Genomic DNA, 6,118 nt, shown 5'->3' on the forward strand with positions numbered 1-6,118 from the left:
CTGTTTCTGTAATAGCGCCTGTAGTAGGATCAACACTATATGTTGTTGTGATAGTGCGTGAACCTACTTGTCCTGCTTCTTCCACATTTGGTTGACCTTTGTCGCGTGTATCATCTTTTACATATTTCTTAGGTGATGGGATTTCGGTTGTTTCTACTCTATCCTTCGCTGCGACTTTGACAATTGTTGCTGTTGGTTCTTTCGTACGAACTGGTTTACCTTCACTTGCTGTAATCTTTCCAGTATTAGCGTCCACAGTGTAAGTTGTTGTGATAGTGTCTTCACCATCTTCACCTTTAACAGTAGTTGGGGCTGTACCTTTTTCTTTCGTACCATCTTTTTCATAAACTACTGGGGACGGTACTACTCTCTTCGCAACTGTTGGTGCTTTCGTTTTCCCATAAGTTCGAACCGTTGTTGGAGTTACCTTACCTGTTTTTGAATCAACTTCATAGGTAGTGGTATCAATCACATCGCGACCTTCAGAATCTTTAGWTTGTTCAACCTTAGTTTTCGCACCAACTTTAACGATTGTCTTACCTGCTGGGGTGACGACTGGATTACCAACGTGTTCTGTGATATGACCGTCGTTTGAATCTACATCGTAAGTGGTTGTTGTAACTGTTTTACCTTTAGCTCCTTCAACGCGTTCATTAGGTGTGTCAACTTCTCGTTCACCATCTCTAACATACTCAACTTCTGGTTCAATCGGGGTTTCTACTACTTTATCCTTGGCCCCCACTTTTACAACTTTAGCTGTTGGTACAAATACGACTTGTGGTTTGCCTTTTGATGGAGTTAGGGTTCCATTTACTGGATTTACGCTATAGGTTGTGGTGACTTTAGATTTTCCTGGTCTCCCTGGAAATTGAACGGTATCAGTACCTTTTGGACTGTTCTCATCTTTTAAATAAACTGGTTTGGGTTCAACTGAAGTATATTCAACTAAATCCTTCGCGCCACCTTTATTGACTACTTCTTCCTTATCAGTCGAAGTAAGACTGCCAGTTTTTGAGTTTACTGTGTAACTTGTTGTCTTCTTAACAACGTCGTCTCCTTTTTTAATGTATTCTACTTCATCCTTGGCTGCGACTTTGACAACTGTTTCTATTGCCGGTTGCTTAACTACTGGTTGTCCTACATGTTCAATCAGATCTCCAGTGTTAGGATTTACACTATAAGTTGTTGTTACCGTCTGTTCTCCGGTTTTACCAGGTACTTCAACATTAGCTTGTCCTTTTTCGCGTGTATTATCTTTTACGTATTTCTTAGGTGATGGGATTTCGGTTGTTTCTACTTTGTCCTTCGCACCATCTTTCTTAAACACTTCATCAAGTGTATTTTTAGTAATCTGTCCTGTATCAGGATCTTTCATACTCACAGTTGTTGACTTAATGATGTCATTTCCGAGTTTGCTATATACAACAGTTTCTCCAACTTTTTCTAAAGACTTGGCTGTAGTAATCTTAGGATTTTGAAAACCTATCCCATCTAAGGAAATTCGTTTCCCAGAAATAAACTCTGGTCGTCTATTAATCATATCATTTTCAAAATAAGAACGTGAACTATGCCCTCCTTTTGTATCCCCAACATTTATAACAACATCACTATCATTACTGACACTTTTTCCTATAGTAGAATCGTTATTAACTATATAATGTGTCATTTTCCCAGACTGAGCTATTTTTTTACTATCTAAACCTTTTTGCCAAAACGCAGATGATGAGAGAAGACCAGTCCTCACTTTTGGAGCATTAAATGTCGTCCCTTTTTTTAATATATTTTCATAAAAGTTTTTATAATTTAATTTTTCTTCAGGAGATATACCTCTGTTATTAGAATATGCTAATTCGTAGGCCTCAACCATGGCACGCTGAACCAAATATCCTCCCAGAGAATGTCCAGTTAGATAAAGATTGGTGATACTCTTATCCTTAGCTAGCTCACGCATGATATTTTCTGCATCTATCCCTTGCTGAGGATTGCTACCTGTTCCAAGTACTCCATCAGCCACAATATCTTTGGTATCACTTGTTCCTCGAAACGCTAATACTTGAGCAGTCCCATTTGGTAAAAACGGAAAATCACTCTTTGTTTCAAATAACACTGCATCTAGTCCGCTGGAGGTATGATAACTTTTCTTTCTTTTCCAATAAGGAGCTAATTCCCTATTCATCATCATATATTCATAGCGTGGTTTATTTTCGCCTTTCTTTTTGTATAACTCTGCTTCTGTTAAGGGTTTCTTATGATCCAGTACTCTGTCAATATACTTATCGTCACGGTAGGACAATTCCATGAACATAATCATATCACGTTCACTGACATTCCATTTTAATTTTTCATCTGGTTTTTCTTTACTGTCAATAATACCATCACCATCAGTATCTTCTAATAACGGATGACTGTTATAGCCTACATACTTTTTCCCGTCCTTTTCATAAATATAAAGTTCTTCTTTATCCTTCAAGTAATCTTCATCTGTATAAGCTTCTGGACTTAACGTAGGGCCGTTTAATAACAAACTGTCAAGCTTATCACCTTCTGAACCGATTATTCCTGCTTTGATTTTTTGAGCATCTTCCTCAGTCAATTCATATTTTTTAATATCGGAAGGATTGGATGCTGCTCTCACCGCTGGAGTGCTTGATCTGTCTTCACCCGCCACGAAAGCCCTTGTGGTCAAGCTATTATTTTCTTTATCCCCAGATGTCTCGAGTTCTGTAGTCCTTGTAGATCCTATTGGAGTATCTTTTGGAGCTGGACTAGAGATATCACCTTGATTCTCTGGTGAATTTTGATTCTCTTCTTTGTTCTCCACAGTAGGGGTAGAATTCTCCCTTTCAGAATTAGCCCCTATCTCTGTTGCCAAATTATTTTCCGTAGAAGCTAGCACTCCCTGGGATGGTGCAAACAAGGCAACTCCTATTAAAACAGATGCCACTCCAACAGAAAACTTTCGAATCGAAAAACGTTGACGTTTATTAAAAATATCTTTCATTTTACAAACTTTCTTTCTAACTATTTTTTATACACAATATAGAAAACGCTAACATTTTCTGTTAACAAAATCATAATTTTTTTCTCATAAACTTTAGGAACTTTACTATATTTTAATACATCACATTTTAAATCCTTTCAATTTTTAAATAACTATTTCTTGTAATACCTAAACCCAGTCCCCTTATTAATCAGGCGGGTTATTTAGGTTACGGACAGAACCACTTATTTTAGACCACCAAACAACTTTGTAAAAAAAGAACCAAGGTTACCTTTTTCTCTTTTATCATCTAGGTCCATTTCCCCATCCGTATGACAATTAATAACCTGCTGTTAAAATTTTACTACATTATGGAAGAAATCAAAATATTGCACGCTCTATACTGCCATTATATCACAAAGAGTTTATTATAGGAAAAAAATAACCATTTCTTGATTTTATAAAAACCAAGAAACGGTAGGCTGATTTTAATCTTCTTGAATCTCGATGACGATTTCTTGACCTTCTTGTTCTTCCAGTTGTTCTTTGAAACTGTTCAAGGTCTCTTTAGATGCTTCTGTCGCTTGACGAGCACATGATTTGGCTTGAGCAAGTACACTGTCCACAGTGATTTCACCTGACTCAACCTGTTCTTTGGTTTTCAGAACAAAATCCGTAGCCTGCTCCTTAACTTCTGTCAGTTTTTCACAGACCTGCTCCTTGGCATACTCAGGATCTTCTCTCAAATCATCCAGAAAATCTTGAGCTTGATTGCAAACTTGTTTGCCCTTGTCACTTGTTAAAAACAAGGCAAGAGCTGCACCTGAAACGGTTCCTAAAAGGATTGAGGATAGTTTACCCATAAGGATTCTCCTTTTTTATTTTTTGAAAAATTTACTTGCGACACGTAGAGCTGACAGACCTGCACCAGTCTTGAGTGTTTTTGAACCAGCTGATGAAGCTTTCTTACTCAAGACACGCGCATGGTCATTGAGATCTGAAACAGATAGAGACAAATCTGCAACAGCATTAAAGAGTGGATCAATTGTTGCTACCTTGACATTGATATCATCTGCCAAGACATTGACCTTAGCCAGCAATTCATTGGTATGATGCAAGGTCACATCCACATCTGAAGTCAAGGTTTTAATCGTCTTCTCTGTTTCATCGATAACACGTCCAAGCTTTTGTACAGTAATGATTAGATAGACTAAAAATACAATCAAGGCAAGGGCTACAAGAATATATGCAACTTCTAACATTTAATTTTCCTCCTCTGTAACATAGTAAGGGGCCTTCTTTCGATTTTGATATAGAATGATAAAAATACCGAGTCCGATAAGGACAACTGATAGCCATTGAGACACTCGAAGGCCAAAGAACATAAGACTATCTGTCCGCATGCCTTCGATAACCATACGACCGAAACCATACCAAATCAAATAGAAAGCAGTGATATGGCCTCGTCTAAGGCTCTTCCATTTTCGTCTGAATATCAGAATCAAGGCAAAGCCAAGCAGATTCCAAAGAGACTCATAAAGAAAAGTCGGTTGACGGTAGCTCCCCTCAATATACATCTGGTCACGGATAAAGGCAGGTAGATAATCCAGATTATCCACTGCTGCACCATAAGCTTCTTGGTTAAAGAAATTGCCCCAGCGTCCCAGACTTTGGGCAATCATGACGCTAGGCGCTGCAATATCTAGAAAATCCCAAGTATTGATAAGTTTACGATCAGCAAAGATATAGAGTACAAGGGCCCCAGTAATCAAACCACCATAAATAGCCAAACCACCATTCCAAATGGCAAAAATTTCTCCCAAATTCTGACTATAGTAATCAAAACGGAAAATAACGTAGTAGAGACGAGCCCCTAAAATAGCCAAGGGAAAGGCTATCAAGATAAAATCTAAAATATCGTCTGGGATGATCTTCTTTCTAGGCGCTTCTTTCATGGTCAAATAAACCGCCAGAATCAAACCTGTCACAATACACAAGGCATACCAACGAATGGCTAGAGGGCCTAGATGAATAGCAATTGGATCAAGCATTAGGCACCTCGTTTTGAGCAATGAGATTTGTCAAACGTTCTTCGAACAAACGCGTCGCATCAAAGCCCATTTCCTTGGCACGATAATTCATGGCAGCTGCCTCAATCACAACAGAGATATTACGCCCTGTTTTCACTGGGATGCGGATACGAGGAATGGCTACACCAGAAATTTCTATTTCCTCAGCATTGTTTCCTAGACGATCAAAGGTCTTATGCGTATCATAGTTTTCCAAGTAGACAGCAAGCTGGACTTGTGAAGAGTCCTTGACAGCACTCGCACCGTAGAGGCTCATAACATCGATAATCCCAACTCCACGAATTTCAATCAAGTGTTTCAAGATTTCAGCTGGTTCACCCCAAAGAGTAATCTCATCCTTGGCAAAAATATCGACACGGTCATCAGCCACCAAGCGGTGACCACGCTTGACAAGCTCAAGACCTGTTTCACTCTTACCGATACCACTATCGCCTTGAATCAAGACACCCATACCATAGATATCCATCAAGACACCGTGCACACTGGTACGTTCTGCCAAACGTGAATCCAGATAACTAGATAATTCTCCAGACAAACGACTGGTCGCCGTACGGCTGGTTAAAATGGCAATCTTACATTCTCTAGCAGCCTTTAACATCTCCCCTGGAACCACCAAACCACGGGAAACAATAACCGCAGGTGTCTCAGGTAGAAACATTTTTTTCAAAACTTCATAACGACTGTTAGAAGGCATGCTTACCAGATAGGACCACTCCTTCATCCCCAAGAGTTGGATTCGCTCTGGCGTGTAGTAGTCAAAATAGCCCGTCATTTCAAGACCAGGTCGCGTAATGTCCGCGGTATTGATTTCCTTTTCAAGTAATTCTGGTTCGCCATAGACAATGTCTAGTCTAAGCTTTTCAATCACTTCTTTTACTAAAACCGACATCATTTCCTCCTTCAAATGAGTTCTTCTCTCTATTATATCAAATTGTAGGAGGATATTTCAGATTTTTGCAGGCTTTGGAGTATTTATTTAAAAGAAAGGCTCTATAATATTTGTAGTGGGTAAATCCCCTATGGATATTATGGAGCCTACTTTGTTGTA

General features: G+C 39.0%; 5 protein-coding genes. All 5 read right to left on the minus strand.

The features are described 5' to 3' along the window. On the minus strand, positions 1-3,001 hold a 3,001-nt coding region (locus ADI86_RS06095), incomplete at its 3' end, for a YSIRK-type signal peptide-containing protein (protein ID WP_049532198.1). Between the two features lie 467 nt (positions 3,002-3,468). Continuing rightward, positions 3,469-3,843, minus strand: coding sequence for a YtxH domain-containing protein (locus ADI86_RS06100; protein WP_049532199.1), 375 nt, complete (start codon positions 3,841-3,843; stop codon positions 3,469-3,471). A gap of 15 nt (positions 3,844-3,858) precedes the next feature. After that, entirely contained in the window at positions 3,859-4,242 is a 384-nt protein-coding gene (locus ADI86_RS06105; protein WP_049532200.1) for a DUF948 domain-containing protein, read from the minus strand. Then, on the minus strand, positions 4,243-5,031 hold the full coding sequence (gene lgt / locus ADI86_RS06110; RefSeq protein ID WP_049532201.1) for a prolipoprotein diacylglyceryl transferase: 789 nt from the start codon (positions 5,029-5,031) through the stop codon (positions 4,243-4,245). Then, positions 5,024-5,959 (minus strand): HPr(Ser) kinase/phosphatase, encoded by a 936-nt coding sequence (gene hprK, locus ADI86_RS06115; protein ID WP_049532202.1) that lies wholly within the window; start codon positions 5,957-5,959, stop codon positions 5,024-5,026. The genes lgt and hprK overlap by 8 nt, the downstream gene beginning before the upstream one ends. Positions 5,960-6,118 lie beyond the last annotated feature (159 nt).

The organism is Streptococcus pseudopneumoniae, assembly GCF_001074975.1.
GTDB classification, from domain to species: domain Bacteria; phylum Bacillota; class Bacilli; order Lactobacillales; family Streptococcaceae; genus Streptococcus; species Streptococcus pseudopneumoniae_D.